This is a genomic window from Marinobacterium aestuariivivens (assembly GCF_042661465.1).
Taxonomy (GTDB): Bacteria; Pseudomonadota; Gammaproteobacteria; order Pseudomonadales; family Balneatricaceae; genus Marinobacterium_A; species Marinobacterium_A aestuariivivens.
Genome location: NZ_JBHSWE010000001.1, coordinates 4,437,210 through 4,455,012 on the forward strand (window position 1 = coordinate 4,437,210; position 17,803 = coordinate 4,455,012).

Consider the following 17,803-nt stretch of genomic DNA (forward strand, 5'->3'; position numbering starts at 1 on the left):
AGGCCTGTTATCTTTTTTATTCTAAAAATAATGCGTCTTTATCTTTGGCGTTCCTTTCTCGCATACACTGGGAAGCAGAATGAATTCAGTCGATAGGTTCTTTTTTTCATGTCGGTTCACCGGATTGCGTACGCGTGTGGCGGAGCTGCTGCCGGGCTTCGTGCTGTGCCTTGTCGTCGGTATGGCGGCGACGTTCGTATCGGAGCACTACGGTGGCCCCACCATCCTTTATGCCGTGCTGATGGGCATGGCACTGAACTACCTGTCGCTGGAAGGCCGTTGTGTCGCGGGCATTGCCTTTTCGGCCAAGGCGGTACTGCGTTTTGGCATTGGGTTGATTGGCGCCCGAATTACCATTGAACAGTTACTGGGACTTGGGATTACGCCCATTGCCATCGTGCTGGTGGCTGTGCCGGCGACCATCGGTTTCGGTGTCCTGTGCGGCAAGTGGCTGAAGCTTGGCCGCTCACAGAGCGTGCTGGCGGGCGCCTCTGTTGGCATTTGCGGTGCGTCAGCAGCCCTGGCCGTAGCCTCGGTGTTGCCCCAGAACAAGGATGCGGAAAAAATCTGATATTCACGGTGATCTCGGTAACGGCTCTGAGCACCGCGGCGATGATTCTTTATCCATTGGTCGTTAGCTATTTTGGTTTCAGTGAAACGGAAAGTGGTATTTTTCTGGGTGCGACCATTCATGATGTCGCGCAGGTTGTGGGCGCGGGCTACATGGTCTCCGACAACGTAGGGGACGTCGCTACGTTTTCGAAGCTGCTGCGGGTGGCGATGCTGGTTCCGGTGGTGGTGATGATCTCGGTCATCGTTGCACGACAGCGTTCGGGAACTGGGAACAGGGGCATGTCAGGTTTGCCCTTGCCCGGCTTTCTGGTCGCCTTTGTCATTGTTGTACTGCTTAATAGTGGCGGATACCTGCCATCATCTATCAGCAATGCAATGATCGAGCTCTCGCGCTGGTGCCTGGTCGTTGCCATGGTGGGGCTGGGTATGAAAGCTTCCTTCAAGGAGCTGGCCGAAATGGGGTGGCGCCCGATGTTGCTTATGGTCGCTAGTACTGTTTTTCTCGCTCTTCTAGTTGGTATATGGTTAGTCGTGGATCGATATGTGGCTGGTTGATAAATAATCTATTTATTGTGTAGGTGTTTATCGATAAACGGTCTTATTAAATTACTCGTTAACCTCATGATTTTTAGCGTTAGGGGGGGCAAAAAAATAATAAGAACCTGACAGGTAAGGTACTAAAATAGGTTCGGAATAGATCTGTTTATACGCCTGTATAGTAGGTTCTGAATAAGTAGGGCCACCTTTGTATGGTTTTTAAATAGCACTGCTTTTAATTGGGAAAAATAATCCTGCCGATGCAAGTCTAATAATAGAGAAATTAAAAATGTTCCCCAAAGCCGATATTGTTGTGAGTCCAACCCTGACTTCCGAGCAGACCTGTCAACTGATCTCTCTAGGAGTGCTCTCGAACGTCAACAGCGAAGTTTCAAAGTGTACTCGTGTATATATTTGTACAGAGCAGGATATCGTTGATGCGAACCTGATCAACCAGCTACCTGCCTCACTGGAACTGATCGCCCTCGCTGGCATCATAGCTGATAACATTGACCTCGAGGCGGCCAGGGCCCGCGGCATCAAGGTCAGTAGAGCTTCACCTGCCGCTTCGAGTATCGCACTAAGCCTGAAAGCCAACATTGCGGCCTTTTTCGACCATGGACTGCCGCTTGACCGGGCTTGACTCCTTGATAAAGTCAAGCGCGCTGCGGAGTATTTTGGAATATTGTATACAGTTATTCCGGCAGAGCATTGAACAATGGAGGGGCAGTCTGTCGTGGCTAGGTGATCGAAATCGGTGAAGGTCTATATATCCGAACCGTTATTAACCCGGCAGGTTAATATCTGAAGCAGGGATGCTGCATCATTGGACGCAGGCCAAAGCGAACGCCACCGAAACCAGAATGTCCGCGCATCTCTGGCTCCTGTATGCCGATGGAAGGGGAGTCTATCCCATTCTCCCAGTAGGTCAACTCGGGAAGAAATGGTTTCATTTCGAGACACCGACATTTAGTCGTGCCCGTAACGCGACTCAGTCCTCCTCGAAAGAAGCGTACTGCTCGGAGAGATAATCGATCAGGACCCGCACGGAAGGCAGCAGGCATCTGCGTGACGGAAAAACGACATGGATGATCTCCCGTCGGGGAAACCAGTCGGGTAGCACCCGGACCAGTGAGCCGTCCGCCAGCTGATCCGGCACCATCAGGGTCGGCAGCTGCACGACGCCGACGCCCGCCAGGGCGGCATTGCGCAGGGCGACCATGTCGGTGGTGACGAAGCGGGGGCTGTGGTTCAGCGTGATCCTGGCATCATGGGGTCCGTTCAGTATCCAGCTATAGGATTGCTGTGGTTCGCCGAGGCCGAGGCTGGGCCACTTCACCAGATCGGCTGGTGCGGCGGGTACGCCTTGTCTTTCAATCAGAGCGGGGCTGGCGACCAGGCACTGGCCCCGGTCCGACAGCACACGCAGCACCAGTTCGCTGTCTTCCAGCGGCGGCGGTCGGACCCGAATCGCCACATCCACTCCCTCTGCGATGACATCGACGCGCCGGTTGGTCGCTTCGAGATGAATCCTGACATGGGGATATCGGACCATGAAATCGGCCAGCATCGACCCCACATGTGCGTGCAGTAACGCGATCGGACAGGTCAGGCGGATCAGCCCGCGAGGCTCGGCCTTGATCGCGTCGATCGCTTCCTGCGCGGACTCGGCCTCCACCAGCATCGCCTTGCAGTGATCGTAGTATGTCTGGCCGACATCCGTCATCTTGAAGTGGCGGGTTGAGCGCTGAATCAGCCGGACGCCCAGGCGGTCCTCAAGCAGGGCGATACGGCGACTGAGCTTGGATTTCGGCACGCCCAGGGCACGCCCCGCCGGCGCGAATCCGCCATGGTCTACGGCCTGCACGTAGTAGTAGAGATCGTTCAGGTCCTGCATTGGAGGCAACTATCCATCGTTCTATATTTAGGACTCAGCAGTGCAATTTAGCACGCTACACGCCACCGTCCAGCGAAATTATGCTTTACGAAAGCGTCTATTCTGAAACGAACGGGAGACTGGCATGAAAAGCGTACTCGGGGTCTTCAATGCACCGCGTACTCATTGGGTGGGGAATGGCTTCCCCGTACGTTCTCTTTTTTCGTACCAGGGCCAGGGTAAGCAGCTCAGCCCCTTTCTCCTCCTCGACTATGCCGGTCCGATGGATTTCGCGCCGTCGGACAAGCCCCGTGGAGTTGGTCAGCATCCCCACCGCGGATTCGAGACCGTCACTATCGTTTACAAGGGGAGCTCGCGCACTGCGACTCATCCGGCGAGGGAGGCACGATCGGTCCCGGCGATGTCCAGTGGATGACCGCGGGCGCCGGGATACTGCACGAAGAGTTTCACTCTCCCGCTTTCACCCGCACAGGGGGGACGCTGGAGATGGTACAGCTCTGGGTCAATCTGCCGGCACGGAACAAGGGTATCGCCCCTCGTTATCAGGCGATCCTCGACCGGGATATCCCCTCGGTGGACCTTCCCGCTCGCGGCGGAACCCTGCGCGTAATCGCCGGCGAGTACAGCGGCCAGCGAGGGCCGGCCCAGACCTTTACACGGATGAACGTCTGGGATCTAAGGCTGAAGGCCGGTGGCCGCAACGAGTTTACCCTGCCCGCCGGTTGGAGCGTAGCGCTGGTCGTTCTTCACGGCGAGGTCCGGGTCAATGCCGGTACCGAGGTGGGCGAAGCCCAGATGGCGGTGCTGGGCGAGGAGGGGCAGGTCATAGATGTCGAAGCCGGCACCGATTCGGTCGTGCTGCTGTTGAGCGGTGAACCGATAGACGAGCCCATCGTGGGGCACGGCCCCTTCGTGATGAACACCGAAGCGGAGATCGCGCAAGCCATCCGCGACTTCAATAGCGGTGCTTTCGGCAGGATCGCCAAAGAGTAGCCGCCCTGTCGCCTTTTGCGACGGGGCAAAAAGCGGTGCACAAGCACCCAGTTAACCTCGAGGAAAAATCCCATGAGCAAGCCTTACGTCCGTCTCGACAAGAACGATGCCGCCGTGCTGCTGGTCGATCACCAGGCAGGGCTGCTGTCCCTGGTTCGGGACATCGAACCCGACAAGTTCAAGAACAACGTCCTGGCGCTGGCCGATCTGGCGAAGTACTTCGAATTGCCGACCATTCTGACCACCAGCTTCGAGAACGGCCCCAACGGTCCGCTGGTCCCGGAACTGAAGGAGATCTTTCCCGATGCGCCCTATATCGCCCGTCCCGGTCAGATCAATGCCTGGGACAACGAGGAGTTCCTCGCGGCCGTCAAGGCCACCGGCAAGAAGCAACTGATCATTGCCGGTGTCGTGACCGAAGTCTGCGTCGCCTTCCCGGTGCTGTCGGCGCTGGAGGAAGGCTACGAGGTCTTCGTGGTGACCGACGCTTCCGGCACCTTCAACGCCATGACCCGCGATGCGGCCTGGGATCGCATGTCGGCCGCCGGTGCCCAATTGATGACCTGGTTCGGCGCCGCCTGCGAGCTGCACCGCGACTGGCGCAACGATGTCGAAGGGCTCGGCGCGCTGTTCTCGAACCATATTCCGGACTATCGCAATCTGATTTCCAGCTACAGCACTTTCCAGGGCGGTAACTGATCGATAACGCCGGCAGGTTGCAGGCGCCCGCTGAATCGGGCTTGCCGGCATAACGGGCGGGGATTCGGTCAGGCCGGATTCTCCGCCCCTTTTTTGGCCAGGCCGGGGGACAGGGCGGCGATATGCCGCAATGCCGACGCTGGACGTTGTTTGCTCTGCATGCTCAGTCATGGCACAGATTGGAAAAGAGGTAACCGGACATGAAAGCCCTGCAGTTTGATGCCACCGGAGATCTGTCGGCCCTGCGGCTGGTGGAGTTGCAACAGCCGGTACCGGTGTACGATGAGGTACTGGTCGAGATCAAGGCGGCGGGTTTGAACCCCAGTGACGTCAAGAATGTACTGGGACTCTTTCCGTATACGACGCTGCCCCGGATACCGGGCCGGGACTTCGCCGGCATCGTCGTCGAAGGGCCGGAGCCGCTGCTTGGCCAGGAAGTTTGGGGCAGTGGGCGTGAGCTGGGTTTTATCCGTGATGGCAGCCATGCGCAGTTCATGACGCTGCCGGCGAGGGCCGTAGCCGTTAAACCGGCCTGCCTGAGCTTCGGCCAGGCCGCCGCCTGCGGCGTGCCCTTCATTACCGCGCTCGATGCGCTGCAGCGCTGTCAGGTCGATGCCGGTACTCGTTTGTTGATCATCGGCGCAGGCGCGGTGGCGTCGGCGGCAAACCAGCTCGGCCGGGCGCTTGGTGCCCGCTCCGTGATGGCGGTGCGCCGACCGGAGTCGCTGGATGAACTGCGTGCGCAGGGCGTCGACGCCATTGCGCTGGAACCCGCCGATAGCCTCGGCAACCGTATCGGTGAGGCTTTCGCGGGGGAGGCCTGTGACGTTCTGTTCGATACGACCGGACACTGGCTGGCCGCAGCGGTGAGTTTGATTGGCCCCGGTGGGCGTGTCGCGGTCATCGCGGCTCCCGCCGGCGGTGTGGTCGAGGTACCGGTGCTGGATCTGTACCGTCGCGGCGGCATGATCGTCGGCATCAATTCGGCACTGTACAGCGTTGAAGATTGTGCAAAGATGTTGAACCGTATCGGCCGGTATTTCGAGCAGGGGGAGTGCGTTACGGGCGGCATTGCGCGATGGGGGCTGGAGCAGGGTATTGACGCCTATCGCGCCTGTCATGAGGGGCGCGCCGGTAAGGTCGTACTGGTGCCCTGATGCCGGCGCCGGTATAACGCCCTCCGGGTCAATTCGAAACGGGCTGGCCGCTGCCGTCGGCTCGTACAACTATTCCGAGGAGGCCGCCGTGCCACATGAAGGCGGGTTGCTACAGGCGGTCGTCGTTTTCCTGACCGCAGCCGTCATTGCCGTTCCCCTCGCCAAGCGCCTGAAGCTGGGGGCGGTGCTGGGTTATCTTCTGGCCGGGGTGGTGATCGGCCCGTCCGTGCTGAGCCTGATCGATGATCCGCAAAGTGTCGCCCATATTTCCGAGCTGGGTGTGGTGCTGCTGCTGTTCATCATCGGGCTCGAGCTGTCGCCGCGACGCTTATGGGTCATGCGCAGGTCGGTATTCGGCGCGGGCCTCGCCCAGGTGCTGTTGACCGCGCTGCTGATCGGCGCGGTTGCGGCGCTGGGATTCGGGCAGTCCCTTGAGGCCTCGGTCGTGCTGGGGCTTGGCTTGGCCCTGTCGTCGACGGCCTTCGGCCTGCAGGTACTGGCCGAGCGCAAGGAGCTCAACAGCGCCCATGGCCGGCAGGCGTTCGCTATCCTGCTGTTCCAGGATATCGCCGCCATTCCGCTGATTGCGCTGGTGCCGCTGCTCAGTGGTGCCGGCAGTGGCGAAACCGCGGATACCGGCTGGGTGTCTGTGCTTAAGGTGCTCGGCAGTATTGGCGTCGTGATCCTGGGCGGACGTTACCTGCTGCGTCCCGTTTTTCGCATTGTGGCCAAGACCGGTATCCAGGAGGTTTCGACCGCGACTGCGCTGCTCGTCGTGATCGGTACCGCCTGGCTGATGGAGCTGGCGGGTGTCTCCATGGCCCTGGGCGCCTTCCTGGCGGGCCTGCTGCTCGCCGACTCCGAGTACCGCCATGAACTGGAATCCCAGATCCAGCCGTTCAAGGGACTGTTGCTGGGGCTCTTTTTTATCAGTGTCGGCATGACCGCGAATACGGGGCTGCTGCTCGTGGCTCCCGGGGCGGTACTGGCATTGACCGCGGCACTGATACTGCTGAAACTGCCGTTGCTGTGGCTGGTCGGAAAACTGTTGGGCGGGCTCGATGCCCGCAGTGCGCTGCGGCTTGGCGTCGTGCTGGCAACGGGGGGCGAATTTGCCTTCGTGGTGTTCAAGATGGCGCAGGATCAGGGACTGTTGTCTCCCGACGTCCATGGTTATCTGGTGTTGGCGATTACGCTGTCGATGGCCGTTGCCCCGCTGCTGCTGATACTGGTCGAGCGTCTGGTCCGGCCGCAGCCCGAGCCCCGGGAGGTGCCGGAGGATTACCGGGATATCGACAGTGACGAGCCGCGTGTCCTGATCGCCGGCATGGGTCGGGTCGGACAGATCGTCGCCCGTATTCTGCATGCGCAGCGTGTCCCTTTCGTGGCACTGGATACGGAGGTCGAAAGCATCGAGCTCTCGCGCAGTGTAGAACAGATGCCAATCTTCTATGGTGATCCGCTGCGGCCGGAGATCCTGCGCGCTGCCGGCGCCGGATCGGCGAAGCTGTTCGTCATCGCCACCGACGATCCCGGGACCACCGTCAAAATTGCGCAGCTGGTGCGTCGGCGCTATCCCGATATCAGGGTGATCGCCCGGGCGCGCAATCGGCAGCATGCGCTGCAGTTGGATCGGCTGGGCGTGGCGCCGATTCGCGAGACCTTCCATTCGAGCCTGGAGATGAGCCGCAGGACCCTGGTCGGCCTGGGGCTTAGTGCCGAGCAGGCGGATGCTCGCATCAAGCGGTTCCAGCGGCACGACGAGGACGTGCTGAAGGCCCAGCAGGCGGTGTTAGACGACAAGGCGGCGGTGATTCAGGCGGCTCGGGATGCCCGTGCGGAACTGGAGGCCCTGTTCGCGTCCGATGAGGCCGATGTTACGAAGAAAGGCTAATACCCTCCGCCCTGGCCCGGCACCGATTGACGGCATCAGTCTCCGGTCGGGGCAATACCCTTCATGAAGACGGCGATCGCTTCGTCGATCAGCCGGTTCTGCTCCACCCGCCCCGGGACCTCCAGTCCGAGCAGACTGCGCAACTGGAAATCGCCGGTCAGGGCGTCGAGAAAGAGGATCGCCCGGGCATGAGCATCGCCCGGGGTCACGAGTCCGGCGCCGTCGGCCCAGATAAAGTACTCGGTAAGACAGCGGTACGATGTGGCCGGTGCGGCGTTGAAAAAGGTTCGGGCAGAGGCCGGTGCCCGTGGGGCCTCAGCGACGATCAGGCGGTGCAGCGCAATGGTGCGGGGCGATAACAGAACCTCGAGAAAGGTATGTGCGATCGTCGACAGCGCTTCCTGCAGCGACAGTCGCTTGAGGTCCATATGGGTGAGAGGGGTGACGATCTCCTCGCACAGCTGTTCGACGATAGCGGCGAAGAGCCCATCCTTGTCGCCGAAATACTTGTAGATCGTTCGCTTGGAACCGCCGATCTGCGCGATGATGCCGTCGACGCTAACGCCTGCATATCCCGATTCGAGAAACATCTCGGTCGCTGCATTGATGATGGCTTTGCGCTTTTCGATCTGCCGCGGCTGATTCATGGGTCTGATGCTTTCTCAAAAAAGATACGGTAATGGATAGTACAGTTCAGGGTGTGCTCAAGGATAAAGGCCTTTCCGCATTTCATCAACCCGGTCGAGGGCCCTTGAGGGCCCTCACGCTGACAGCAGCACCCGCTACAGCCGGCCTGTATCCGGCGGTATCGATATCAGCCCGGATATGCAGAGCCGATTCTCCCTCGTCTCCTCCTGCCCAGAGCCAGACGAACAGGGTTAGGTAGCGGCTTCGACGGCGAGTGGCAAGGCCCGACGGCGTTCGTCTACCGGATCAGGCCAAGGCTGTGGTGGTCAATAGCTATTAAGTATCAAAGCGTCAACCAACATAATAAAAAACAACTCATTGTTCGTTGACTTACATCACGGGCAAAGCTAATGTTCACTAAAAGGGTACGGTACAGTACCTTACCGTCAAATCAAAAAGATCGGTTGAGAGGTGTCGTGATGCGTTTTGTTAACTTTGAGCAGGATGGACGCAAAGGGGTGGCTGTAGAGGCGTCGGGTACGATGAGAGGGCTGTTGGAGGGCGACGCGGGCTATCCTGGCGGCTTGCAGGATCTGGTTTCACGAGGCGCCGAAGCCTTGCAGGCTGCCGAGCGGGTCCTGGCCGAGGCACCGGTTGTCGATGCCGGTACCATTCAGTACCTCCCGCCGATCGAGCGCCCGGGGAAAATTGTCTGTGTCGGCCTTAACTACGCCGATCACACCAAGGAAAGCCCCTACGAGCAGCCGGACTACCCGACCTTTTTTCCGCGCTTCTCGACATCGCTGATCGGTCACGGCGCTGCCATGATTCGCCCCCGCGCTTCCGAGCAGCTCGACTTCGAAGGCGAGCTGGCGGTTGTCATCGGTAGCCGGGGGCGTCATATCCCGCGCGACCAAGCGTTGGCTCATGTCGCCGGTTATTCGATCTTTAACGAAGGCTCGATAAGAGACTATCAGTTCAAGTCTCCGCAATGGACGGTGGGCAAGAACTTCGACGCGACCGGCGCCTTCGGTCCGGTGTTTGTCTCCGCCGATGAACTGCCCGCGGGGGCCAAGGGGCTGACTCTGGTCACCCGCCTGAACGATCAGGTGGTTCAGCAGGGCAACACCGATGACATGATTTTCGATGTTGCCGAGCTGATCTCTATTCTGAGCGAAGCCGTTACGCTCGAGCCGGGTGATGTCATCGTGAGCGGTACGCCCGCGGGTATCGGCTGGGCCCGTCGCCCGCCACTTTTCATGAAGCCGGGCGATGTCTGTACGGTCGAAATAGAGGGTATCGGAACCCTTCAGAATAAAATCGAAGACGAAGCAGCATTGGCCTGATTTAGTCGGCCTGACCTCTTCCCGGATATGCGGGATAAAGGTCAGATACAGTCGATCATTGTCAATGTTGATAGTTGGGCCTCACTGCTTTCCTGGCTTGTATGGAAGGCAGTGCGCCCGGGGAGTTCGTTAAATGCTAAGAATAAAAGATATCAATCACGTTGTTTACCGTCATGCGGATCTGGATGCCGTCGAGCGCTTCCTCTCGGACTTTGGCATGGTGACCGCTCATAAAAACGCCGAAAGACTCTATATGCGCGGTACCGGCCCGCTACCCTATATTTATGTCGCGGAATATTCGGCGCAGCCCGGGTTTTCGACACTCGCTTTCGCAGTCGAGGAACGCGACGACCTGGCATTTGCACAGACATTGCCGGGCGCTTCGCCGATCGAACCCATCGACGGGCCTGGCGGCGGTGAGCGCGTGGTACTGACCGATCCGGCCGGGCTGCGTGTCGAACTCATACATGGCGTGGAGGCGGTTGAACCTCTGCCGATGCGCGAGGCGCTGACCCTGAATTCGGCCCAGGACAAGCAGCGGTTCGGCGCAGTGCAGCGCCCGGTTAAAGAACCGGCACAGGTGATGAGGCTTGGCCATATCGCCATCGGTGTGACCGATATGCAGGACAGTCTTAGCTGGTACCGGGAGATGCTGGGCCTGATTCCGTCAGACCTGGTGGTCGAGTCGGACGACCAGGAACCGCCTGTTGCCGCTTTTCTCCGACTCAATCGAGGGCCGGACTGGACCGACCACCATACGGTCGCGCTCTTCCAGGCTCCGCGGGACAAGGTCCATCATGCGTCCTTCGAGGTACAGGACTTCGATGCGCAGTGTCTCGGGAATGCCTGGATGGCGGAGCACAACTGGACGCCTTTCTGGGGAATCGGCCGCCATTTGCTGGGCAGTCAGATATTCGACTACTGGCTGGATCCTTCCGGCAATATTATCGAGCACTTTACCGATGGCGATCTTTTCAACCATGAGTCTCCGATGGGGCATACGGCCGCTTGCGATGCCAGTCTCTATCAGTGGGGGCCTTCGATGTCGGTAGAGGATTTTCTTGGGGAGGTTTCGGAGTACTCGCTGAATAAAGGGTAAGGGCCAATTAATAATATCCCTATTAAAGACGTAATTTTCGAAATTATATTCTGTCCTGTTCGAACTTATTTGTGATATCAGCAAAAGGTTCGGCAGGTGCCGACGCAGTTGATACTGCCAATTGAAAATCTCTGATTGACCCAAATGACAATAAATATAAGGAGAGTACCATGTGGCATAAATACGTAATGAGTGCCTGTATCGCCTCTTGCCTGACCCTGGTTCAGGCGACGGCGGCCCATGCCGGCGAAACCTTCAGGCTGACGGTCGGTGCCAGCCATCCCCAGGTCCTGCCCTGGGTGGGGGTGATCTCTAATCATTTCATTCCCGAAGTGACACGGCGGGTCGAGGCGCTGGGGAAGGGCTACAACATTCAATGGCAGGAGGCCTACGGAGGGCAGCTTTACAAGGCAAACGCCACGCTGAGCTCCGTGGCCGATGGCATCGTCGATATCGGCTGGGTTTTCAGCAATCTGGAGGGCGCCAAGCAGCCCCTGAGTCAGGTCACCATCTATACGCCGGCGGTGACGGACGACCCCGCGCTGATGATGGAGGTCTTCAATGAATTGAACGAAACGGTACCGGCGTTAAAGGCGGAGTGGGAGCAAAACAACCTGGTCTTTCTGGGGGCCTGCAGTGGCGATACCTACCATATGTTCACGACGTTCCCGCTCAATTCGGTAGAGGATCTGGACGGCCGCCGGATTTCTGCGCCCGGCGTACTCGCGTCCTGGATGCGCGGAACCGGATCCGTCGCGGTCAACGGTGCGCTCACGACCTATTACACCGATTTGCAGACCGGCCTGTCCGAAGGCGCGCTGTCGCTGACATCGGGGGTCATGGGCATCAAGCTTCACGAGGTCGCGCCCTACGTGACCAAGGTCAATCTGGGATCAACCTACTTCGGCGCCCTGGCGATCAACAAGGATACCTGGGGGCGGTTGCCCGAGGATGTGCGCCAGATCATGAAAGAGGTCGGCCGGGAGTACTCGCGCAAGCTGGGTGAAGCGGTCATGGCCAATTACCACAACGGAATGAAGACGCTGGCCGAGGAGGGCGCCCGTGCGACGCCGCCCGTTCAGATCCTCGACTGGTCCCGCGAGCAACGACTGGCGTGGATCAATGCCATGCCCAACATCGCCGCCGAGTGGGTGAAGGAGAATGAAGCCAAAGGCTTGCCGGCCCGCGAAGTGCTCAGCGCCTACATGAATGCGATGCGTGAGCAGGGCGTCGAGCCGCTGCGCAACTGGGATCGAGAGTTGTGAGCACGCTGGAGGCCAACATGGATACCAATTCGACGCTTCAGAAGCCGGCATCCGCAACCGGGTGCCGGGTCAAGCAGCGACTCTCGCCGCTGCACTACCTGATAGACGGGATGAACGGCATCGGCTCGCTGTTGATCTTCGTGATGATGCTGTTGATCTGCGCCGACGTGGCATCCCGGTCGTTGCTGAGCAAGCCGATCTACGGTGTTGCGGAGTTCGTGTCGCTGTCGATCGTCGCGATCGTGTTCCTGCAGCTTGCCAGCACCCTCAGGCATAACCGTATGGCACGGGCCGATATCTTTCTGGACAGCTTTATCGGACTTTGCCCCCGTCTCGGTCGGCTGCTCCGTACACTGTTCAGCGTTGGCGGACTGGCTGCCTGTCTGATCGTGCTCGATGCAACGTTGCCGATGTTTCAGAACGCCTGGCACGAGAATGACTACGTCGGTGTGCAGGGGCTGTTCACGCTGCCTACCTGGCCCGTTCGGCTGGTGGTGCTGGTGGGGGCTGCTGCCACGATCATCCAGTACGGGCTGCATGTCTATGACGATGTTCGGGCCTGTATCGCCCCGGCCAAAAGCCAGCAGGAGGAATAACGATGACTGCCATTGAAATAGGCTCGCTCTCCATCGTGTTGATGCTCGCCGCGATCTTTTTCGGCATGCATATCGGTGTTGCGCTGATCCTGATCTCTTTCTCGAGCCTGGCGATCCTCAGGAATCCGGAGATTGCCAGTCGCATGGTCGGCGCGGCGGTCAATGACTCGATCAGCGAGTATCTGTTCGGCGTCGTACCGCTCTTCGTGCTGATGGGCATGCTGGTCTCGGTCTGTGGCGTCGGACGCGATACCTTCGATGTGGCCGAATGGCTATTGCGCAAGATCCGCGGTGGCCTGGGTATGGCGACCGTCGGGTCCAATGCTGCCTTCGCTGCCATTACCGGTGTCAGCATCGCGTCCGCCGCGGTGTTCACCAAGGTGGCGGTGCCGGAGATGATGCGCCACGGCCATACCGCCCGTTTCTCCGTCGGTGTCGTTGCGGCCAGCTCGATCCTGGGCATGTTGATTCCGCCCAGTCTGCTGCTGATCGTCTATGGCGTCCTGGCGGAAGAGTCGATCGGCAGCCTCTTCATCGCCGGGGTGGTGCCCGGTGCCCTGCTGGCACTGTCTTTCTGTGTGCTGATCGCCTTGATGACCCGGCTCTGGCCCGGCTTTATCGGACAGGCCAGTACTGATGAAAGTCTGCGCAACAAGGAAACCCTGGCGTCGGCCAGCCGCAAAGCGGTGCCGATCGTGCTGCTGATACTGCTGGTACTCGGCGGGCTCTATGGCGGTATCTTCACGCCGATCGAAGCCGGTGCCGTCGGTGCCTTCGGTGCCTTCTGTCTGGCCCTGGCGCTGAGACGACTGACGCTCGCCTCGCTCTGGAAAGTGCTGGTCGAGACCGGTCATGTTTCGGTAGCGGTGCTGTTTCTGATTATGGCTGCAAGCCTGTACAGCCGCATGCTGGCCATGACCGGCCTGCCCGCGGGGGTCGCGGACCTGATGAACAGCTACGGGCTGGGGCCCTACCAGTTCCTGCTGGTCTATATCGCGGTGCTGCTGTTGCTGGGCTGCATTCTGGATTCGGTATCCATATTGCTGATTCTGGTGCCGATCGTGCTGCCGATTGCCCAGGCGTTCGGAATGGACCTGATATGGTTCGGCGTGATTACCATCATCGCCGTGGAAATCGGCCTGATCACACCGCCGTTCGGTATCTCCGTTTATACCGTCAAGGCTGCGCTGGATGACCAGAGTATCGGAATCAAGGAAATCTTTATCGGTGTGACGCCTTTTATCGGCTGCATGCTGTTGCTGCTGGCATTGCTGGTGGCTGTTCCGGGGCTTACAACCTTTCTGATTCGTTAAGCCTGTAAATATCAATAATAAAATCAAACAGAGGTCATTATGTCCAACGGAAATATTGAAAGCCAAAAGATCGTGGAACTGTGTGAAAGCAAGGGGTTTCTGGCCAAGAAGCTTTTCACGGTGAAGACCTATTCAGCGGGAAATCTCGATGAGGTTCTGGCGAATGTCGAAGAGCACCTGAAGTTCCAGGTCGAACTCGAACGTAAGGGAATCATGTTTGCCGCGGGGCCTGTTTTTACCGAGGATGGCGAAGAGTGGGACGGCGAAGGTCTGGTGATCATCCGTGCCGCGTCGCTGGAAGAGGCGGACCGAATCATGGCATCCGATCCGATGCATAGCTCCGGTGCGCGATTGTACAAAATTCGTCCCTGGCTGCTGAACGAAGGTTCTCTGACCGTCCGTATCAGTTATTCGGATGGTAAAAGGGAAATCATCTGATCGAAAAAAACGAGGCTGGAAGCTGTTCAGGCGGCAGGCTTCCGGCTGCTCACTTATTAATATAGTGGCTGGAAACGAACATGACCGACCCTATAACGAGAGACGTAGTGGCCGAACTTGAACTTCGGCGATACAAGGCCATGAGGGAGGCCGATACCGAGTCTCTGGACAGACTGCTGGCGGAGGATCTCAGTTACACCCATTCCGATGGTGTAACCGATAGCAAGAAATCCTATCTGCTGGGGGTTCAAGCGGGAAAATGGAAGTATCGCAATATCGAACGTCATGACCATGATATTCGCATATTCAGGGAGCTGGCGGTTATTACCGGCGATATCCATATCGATGTCGATATAGAGGGTATCGCAACGCATCTGAACTGTCGTTTTCTCTGTATTTGGCAACAGAAATCCGAAGGCTGGAAAATGGTGGTCTGGCAGGCCACCCGCAGACTGACTGCCTGAGCGGATCACTGCAATTTTTTCTGGCCGAACACCGTTGGCGGAATTCACCGGGCGCCTGTGTTGAATAGCAGGACTGACGCGACGGCCGACCCTACATGCATTGAGGTGCTAAGAACAATGAACACACTGACACATTACATTAACGGCCAGGCGGTCGAATCCCGTAGCGAGCGATTTTCGGATGTCCTCAATCCGGCGACCGGTGCCATAATCGCCCACGTACCGATGGGGACGGTGGATGAAATTGATGAAGCCGTGCAGGTGGCGAAGGCGGCTTTTCCTGCCTGGTCGGGCCTGACGCCGCTGCGGCGCGCGCGTGTCCTGGGCAAATTCAAGCAACTGCTCGAGCGCCATGCCGACGAGCTGGCGGCGCTGATCACCGCGGAGCACGGCAAGACGTTGTCCGATGCCATGGGGGAAGTGACACGGGGGATCGAGGTCGTGGAATTCGCCTGCGGCGGTCCCCATTTGCTCAAGGGCGAGGTCACCGAGAATATCGGCGGTAGCATCGATTCCCACTCCCTGCGCCAGCCGCTGGGCGTGGTGGCCGGTATCACGCCGTTCAACTTCCCGGCCATGGTCGGGCTCTGGATGTTCCCGGTGGCGCTGGCATGCGGCAACACCTTCGTACTCAAGCCTTCGGAGCGCGATCCCTCCGCCGCGCTCTTTCTCGCCGGACTGTTGCAGCAGGCCGGACTTCCGCAAGGCGTTTTCAATGTCGTGCAGGGTGACAAGGAGGCCGTCGATGCGCTCCTGACTCACCCCGATGTACAGGCGATCAGCTTTGTCGGCTCGACACCCATTGCGCGCTATATCTATGCCACCGGGGCGGCGAACGGCAAGCGGGTACAGGCGCTGGGCGGCGCGAAGAACCATATGGTGGTGATGCCGGACGCCGATCTCGAAAAAGCCGCCGATGCGCTGATGGGCGCGGCCTACGGTGCCGCAGGCGAGCGCTGCATGGCGATCTCGATTGCGGTGGCGGTGGGCGATGAGGTTGCCGATGCGTTGATCGAACGGCTGGCGCCCCGTGTACAGGCGCTCAAAATCGGTGCCGGTGACGATCCGGAAATCGAAATGGGACCACTGATCAGTGGCCATCACCGCGACACAGTCCGCGCCTATATCGACCAGGGCGTTGCAGAGGGTGCGAGGCTCGTGGTCGATGGTCGCGAGCCCCGGGTGCTGTCCAAGGGCTGCGAGAACGGGTTCTTTCTCGGCGGCAGTCTGTTCGATCAGGTGACGCCACAGATGCGTATCTATCAGGAGGAAATTTTCGGACCTGTGCTGGGCGTGGTGCGGGTGAAAACCTACCGGGAAGCCGTCGATCTGATCAATGCCCATCAGTATGGCAATGGCACCGCCATTTTTACCCGCGACGGAGACTCGGCACGGATGTTCGCCCACGAAATCCAGGTCGGCATGGTCGGGGTCAATGTACCGATTCCGGTTCCGATGGCGTTTCACAGTTTCGGTGGCTGGAAGAACTCGCTTTTCGGTGATCATCATATGCACGGACCGGAAGGCGTGCGCTTCTATACCAAGCTCAAGACTGTTACGTCCCGCTGGATGAGCGGCATCCGCACAGGCGCCGACTTTGTCATGCCCACCATGAAGTAGTGCGGTGCGATATCCAAAATTACACGAGCCTTATTGTCCGTGCTTAAAGGATATGAGGAGCGCTTGAAAAGGCGCTCTTCTAATATCAGGTGATGAGGTTCGTGTTCTCTGACGGGATCGAAAATAGTCCTGGGGCTGAGGTCATTGGAGGCATTAAATGATATTTCCGCGCCGTCATGCGCAGCTACTTTTCTCTGTGATGATGTCGATATATATGGTCACTATCATGACTGGTCTCATTACCTGGATCAATACGGGAATGGATGAGGGGTTTTACTCGCGTTGGTGGCGATCCATTTATATTGCCTGGCCCATAGCATTCCTGCTGATCAGGGTAGGTGCGCCACGATTGCAGTTGATTGCGGAAAAACTCGTCAAGTAAAAAATTAAAAACAAAGTGCTATTTCTAGAGCCCGTCAACTTCAAGAAGAGGCTGGGTTAGCGTCTGGCTGCTTGATTAAAGAATCGTTCACAGGAGAAAAATAACGATGAAAACAATCGATACGCCTGTGCTGGTTGTCGGCGGTGGTCCGGCCGGTTTAACGACATCATTGGCACTATCCCGTTATGGGATCAGCCATATGCTGGTGTCGAAATATCCCGGGACGGCGAATTCGCCCCGTGCTCATATTACCAATCAGGGCGCCATGGAGGTGTTCCGCGATCTCGGCGTTGAACAGCAGGTGCTGGACGTCGCTACCCGGTCGGACTGGATGGGCAATAATGTCTGGGCAACAGGTTTCAACGGCACCGAGATCGGACGCCTTTCGACCTGGGGGCAGGGGCCGGAGCGCCGGTCCGATTACGACAAGGCCAGCCCTACCGGCATGTGCAACATCGGTCAACACCTGCTCGAGCCAATATTGCTCGATGCGATCCGCGATGCGTCTGTCGCGGATGTGCGCTTCAATCACGAACTTCAGTCGTTTAGCCAAAGCGAGACGGGGGTCGTATCCCGGGTGCTGGATCGCGCCTCCGGCGAAGTAATCAAGGTGCGCAGCCAGTATCTGGTGGGTGCCGATGGTGCGCGCAGCCAGGTCGTCGAAGGACTCGAGCTGCCGCTGGACGGCGAGATGGGACTGGGGCATGCCGCCAACGTCTGGTTCGAGGCCGATCTGTCGCACCTGGTCGACTATCGTCCGAGCGTTCTCTACTGGATGCTGACACCCGGCAACGATTACTGGGTGGGCAGCGGAACCTTTATAAACGTCAAGCCATGGAACGAGTGGGTCATGCTCTTCATGTATGACCTCAACGAGGGGAGCCCGATCTGAGCGAGGCGGCC

19 protein-coding genes and 1 pseudogene are annotated in these 17,803 nt (G+C 58.7%); 18 read left to right on the forward strand and 2 right to left on the reverse strand.

Features of this window, described 5'->3' with window-relative positions; genetic code table 11:
- Window positions 1-136: 136 nt before the first annotated feature.
- The 3 genes from ACFQDL_RS23270 to ACFQDL_RS23280 all read left to right on the forward strand — a co-directional run bounded on the left by ACFQDL_RS23270 (window position 137) and on the right by ACFQDL_RS23280 (window position 1,753).
- Window positions 137-571, forward strand: a complete 435-nt coding sequence (locus ACFQDL_RS23270; protein WP_379911089.1) for a putative sulfate exporter family transporter — start codon at window positions 137-139, stop codon at window positions 569-571.
- A gap of 8 nt (window positions 572-579) precedes the next feature.
- Entirely contained in the window at window positions 580-1,128 is a 549-nt protein-coding gene (locus ACFQDL_RS23275; RefSeq protein WP_379911090.1) for a YeiH family protein, read from the forward strand.
- Window positions 1,129-1,399: 271 nt separating this feature from the next.
- On the forward strand, window positions 1,400-1,753 hold the full coding sequence (locus ACFQDL_RS23280; RefSeq protein ID WP_379911091.1) for a hypothetical protein: 354 nt from the start codon (window positions 1,400-1,402) through the stop codon (window positions 1,751-1,753).
- 348 nt (window positions 1,754-2,101) lie between these two features.
- Here the strand turns inward: ACFQDL_RS23280 and ACFQDL_RS23285 are convergent, their stop codons facing one another.
- Entirely contained in the window at window positions 2,102-3,007 is a 906-nt protein-coding gene (locus ACFQDL_RS23285; protein WP_379911092.1) for a LysR family transcriptional regulator, read from the reverse strand.
- Window positions 3,008-3,131: 124 nt separating this feature from the next.
- Between ACFQDL_RS23285 and ACFQDL_RS23290 the strand changes: the two are divergent.
- The 5 genes and pseudogenes from ACFQDL_RS23290 to ACFQDL_RS23310 all read left to right on the forward strand — a co-directional run.
- A pseudogene (locus ACFQDL_RS23290) lies at window positions 3,132-3,451 on the forward strand (pirin family protein); the annotation flags it as partial.
- Window positions 3,452-3,667: 216 nt separating this feature from the next.
- Window positions 3,668-4,000, forward strand: a complete 333-nt coding sequence (locus ACFQDL_RS23295) for a pirin-like C-terminal cupin domain-containing protein (RefSeq protein WP_379913282.1) — start codon at window positions 3,668-3,670, stop codon at window positions 3,998-4,000.
- A 72-nt stretch (window positions 4,001-4,072) separates the two neighbouring features.
- Window positions 4,073-4,699, forward strand: a complete 627-nt coding sequence (gene ycaC / locus ACFQDL_RS23300; protein ID WP_379911093.1) for an isochorismate family cysteine hydrolase YcaC — start codon at window positions 4,073-4,075, stop codon at window positions 4,697-4,699.
- 200 nt (window positions 4,700-4,899) lie between these two features.
- The gene (locus tag ACFQDL_RS23305) at window positions 4,900-5,856 is read left to right on the forward strand and encodes a quinone oxidoreductase family protein (RefSeq protein ID WP_379911094.1); all 957 of its coding nucleotides are present in this window, start codon (window positions 4,900-4,902) and stop codon (window positions 5,854-5,856) included.
- A gap of 88 nt (window positions 5,857-5,944) precedes the next feature.
- Complete coding sequence (locus ACFQDL_RS23310) at window positions 5,945-7,750, forward strand: monovalent cation:proton antiporter-2 (CPA2) family protein (RefSeq protein ID WP_379911095.1); 1,806 nt, start codon at window positions 5,945-5,947, stop codon at window positions 7,748-7,750.
- A gap of 35 nt (window positions 7,751-7,785) precedes the next feature.
- Here the strand turns inward: ACFQDL_RS23310 and ACFQDL_RS23315 are convergent, their stop codons facing one another.
- Complete coding sequence (locus tag ACFQDL_RS23315; protein ID WP_379911096.1) at window positions 7,786-8,397, reverse strand: TetR/AcrR family transcriptional regulator; 612 nt, start codon at window positions 8,395-8,397, stop codon at window positions 7,786-7,788.
- Between the two features lie 459 nt (window positions 8,398-8,856).
- Between ACFQDL_RS23315 and ACFQDL_RS23320 the strand changes: the two genes are divergently transcribed.
- The 10 genes from ACFQDL_RS23320 to ACFQDL_RS23365 all read left to right on the forward strand — a co-directional run bounded on the left by ACFQDL_RS23320 (window position 8,857) and on the right by ACFQDL_RS23365 (window position 17,792).
- A complete protein-coding gene (locus ACFQDL_RS23320; protein WP_379911097.1) occupies window positions 8,857-9,723 on the forward strand; it encodes a fumarylacetoacetate hydrolase family protein in 867 nt (288 codons plus the stop codon).
- 133 nt (window positions 9,724-9,856) lie between these two features.
- Window positions 9,857-10,822, forward strand: coding sequence for a 2,4,5-trihydroxytoluene oxygenase (locus tag ACFQDL_RS23325; RefSeq protein WP_379911098.1), 966 nt, complete (start codon window positions 9,857-9,859; stop codon window positions 10,820-10,822).
- 170 nt (window positions 10,823-10,992) lie between these two features.
- Window positions 10,993-12,087 carry a C4-dicarboxylate TRAP transporter substrate-binding protein gene (locus ACFQDL_RS23330; protein ID WP_379911099.1) on the forward strand — a complete coding sequence of 365 codons (1,095 nt, stop codon included), beginning with the start codon at window positions 10,993-10,995 and terminating at the stop codon, window positions 12,085-12,087.
- A gap of 17 nt (window positions 12,088-12,104) precedes the next feature.
- Complete coding sequence (locus ACFQDL_RS23335) at window positions 12,105-12,683, forward strand: TRAP transporter small permease subunit (protein ID WP_379911100.1); 579 nt, start codon at window positions 12,105-12,107, stop codon at window positions 12,681-12,683.
- Window positions 12,684-12,685: 2 nt separating this feature from the next.
- The gene (locus ACFQDL_RS23340; protein ID WP_379911101.1) at window positions 12,686-13,996 is read left to right on the forward strand and encodes a TRAP transporter large permease; all 1,311 of its coding nucleotides are present in this window, start codon (window positions 12,686-12,688) and stop codon (window positions 13,994-13,996) included.
- A gap of 39 nt (window positions 13,997-14,035) precedes the next feature.
- Window positions 14,036-14,434 carry a YciI family protein gene (locus ACFQDL_RS23345; RefSeq protein WP_379911102.1) on the forward strand — a complete coding sequence of 133 codons (399 nt, stop codon included), beginning with the start codon at window positions 14,036-14,038 and terminating at the stop codon, window positions 14,432-14,434.
- A 107-nt stretch (window positions 14,435-14,541) separates the two neighbouring features.
- Entirely contained in the window at window positions 14,542-14,898 is a 357-nt protein-coding gene (locus ACFQDL_RS23350; RefSeq protein ID WP_379911103.1) for a nuclear transport factor 2 family protein, read from the forward strand.
- Between the two features lie 117 nt (window positions 14,899-15,015).
- The gene (locus tag ACFQDL_RS23355; RefSeq protein ID WP_379911104.1) at window positions 15,016-16,518 is read left to right on the forward strand and encodes a CoA-acylating methylmalonate-semialdehyde dehydrogenase; all 1,503 of its coding nucleotides are present in this window, start codon (window positions 15,016-15,018) and stop codon (window positions 16,516-16,518) included.
- Window positions 16,519-16,675: 157 nt separating this feature from the next.
- Window positions 16,676-16,900: a DUF2798 domain-containing protein gene (locus ACFQDL_RS23360; RefSeq protein ID WP_465263985.1), complete on the forward strand. Its 225-nt coding sequence runs from the start codon at window positions 16,676-16,678 to the stop codon at window positions 16,898-16,900.
- Between the two features lie 106 nt (window positions 16,901-17,006).
- Window positions 17,007-17,792, forward strand: a complete 786-nt coding sequence (locus ACFQDL_RS23365) for an FAD-dependent monooxygenase (RefSeq protein ID WP_379911105.1) — start codon at window positions 17,007-17,009, stop codon at window positions 17,790-17,792.
- The last annotated feature ends 11 nt before the right edge of the window (window positions 17,793-17,803 follow it).

What these genes read in the sequence shown, in the direction of transcription:
- ycaC (WP_379911093.1), top strand. Translation starts at nt 4,073, where the DNA reads ATGAGCAAGCCTTACGTCCGTCTCGACAAGAACGATGCCGCCGTGCTG.
- ACFQDL_RS23365 (WP_379911105.1), top strand. Translation starts at nt 17,007, where the DNA reads ATGAAAACAATCGATACGCCTGTGCTGGTTGTCGGCGGTGGTCCGGCC.
- ACFQDL_RS23295 (WP_379913282.1), top strand. Translation starts at nt 3,668, where the DNA reads ATGAACGTCTGGGATCTAAGGCTGAAGGCCGGTGGCCGCAACGAGTTT.
- ACFQDL_RS23325 (WP_379911098.1), top strand. Translation starts at nt 9,857, where the DNA reads ATGCTAAGAATAAAAGATATCAATCACGTTGTTTACCGTCATGCGGAT.
- ACFQDL_RS23320 (WP_379911097.1), top strand. Translation starts at nt 8,857, where the DNA reads ATGCGTTTTGTTAACTTTGAGCAGGATGGACGCAAAGGGGTGGCTGTA.
- ACFQDL_RS23355 (WP_379911104.1), top strand. Translation starts at nt 15,016, where the DNA reads ATGAACACACTGACACATTACATTAACGGCCAGGCGGTCGAATCCCGT.
- ACFQDL_RS23335 (WP_379911100.1), top strand. Translation starts at nt 12,105, where the DNA reads ATGGATACCAATTCGACGCTTCAGAAGCCGGCATCCGCAACCGGGTGC.
- ACFQDL_RS23340 (WP_379911101.1), top strand. Translation starts at nt 12,686, where the DNA reads ATGACTGCCATTGAAATAGGCTCGCTCTCCATCGTGTTGATGCTCGCC.
- ACFQDL_RS23285 (WP_379911092.1), bottom strand. Translation starts at nt 3,007, where the DNA reads ATGCAGGACCTGAACGATCTCTACTACTACGTGCAGGCCGTAGACCAT.
- ACFQDL_RS23345 (WP_379911102.1), top strand. Translation starts at nt 14,036, where the DNA reads ATGTCCAACGGAAATATTGAAAGCCAAAAGATCGTGGAACTGTGTGAA.
- ACFQDL_RS23280 (WP_379911091.1), top strand. Translation starts at nt 1,400, where the DNA reads ATGTTCCCCAAAGCCGATATTGTTGTGAGTCCAACCCTGACTTCCGAG.
- ACFQDL_RS23360 (WP_465263985.1), top strand. Translation starts at nt 16,676, where the DNA reads ATGATATTTCCGCGCCGTCATGCGCAGCTACTTTTCTCTGTGATGATG.
- ACFQDL_RS23330 (WP_379911099.1), top strand. Translation starts at nt 10,993, where the DNA reads ATGTGGCATAAATACGTAATGAGTGCCTGTATCGCCTCTTGCCTGACC.
- ACFQDL_RS23305 (WP_379911094.1), top strand. Translation starts at nt 4,900, where the DNA reads ATGAAAGCCCTGCAGTTTGATGCCACCGGAGATCTGTCGGCCCTGCGG.
- ACFQDL_RS23315 (WP_379911096.1), bottom strand. Translation starts at nt 8,397, where the DNA reads ATGAATCAGCCGCGGCAGATCGAAAAGCGCAAAGCCATCATCAATGCA.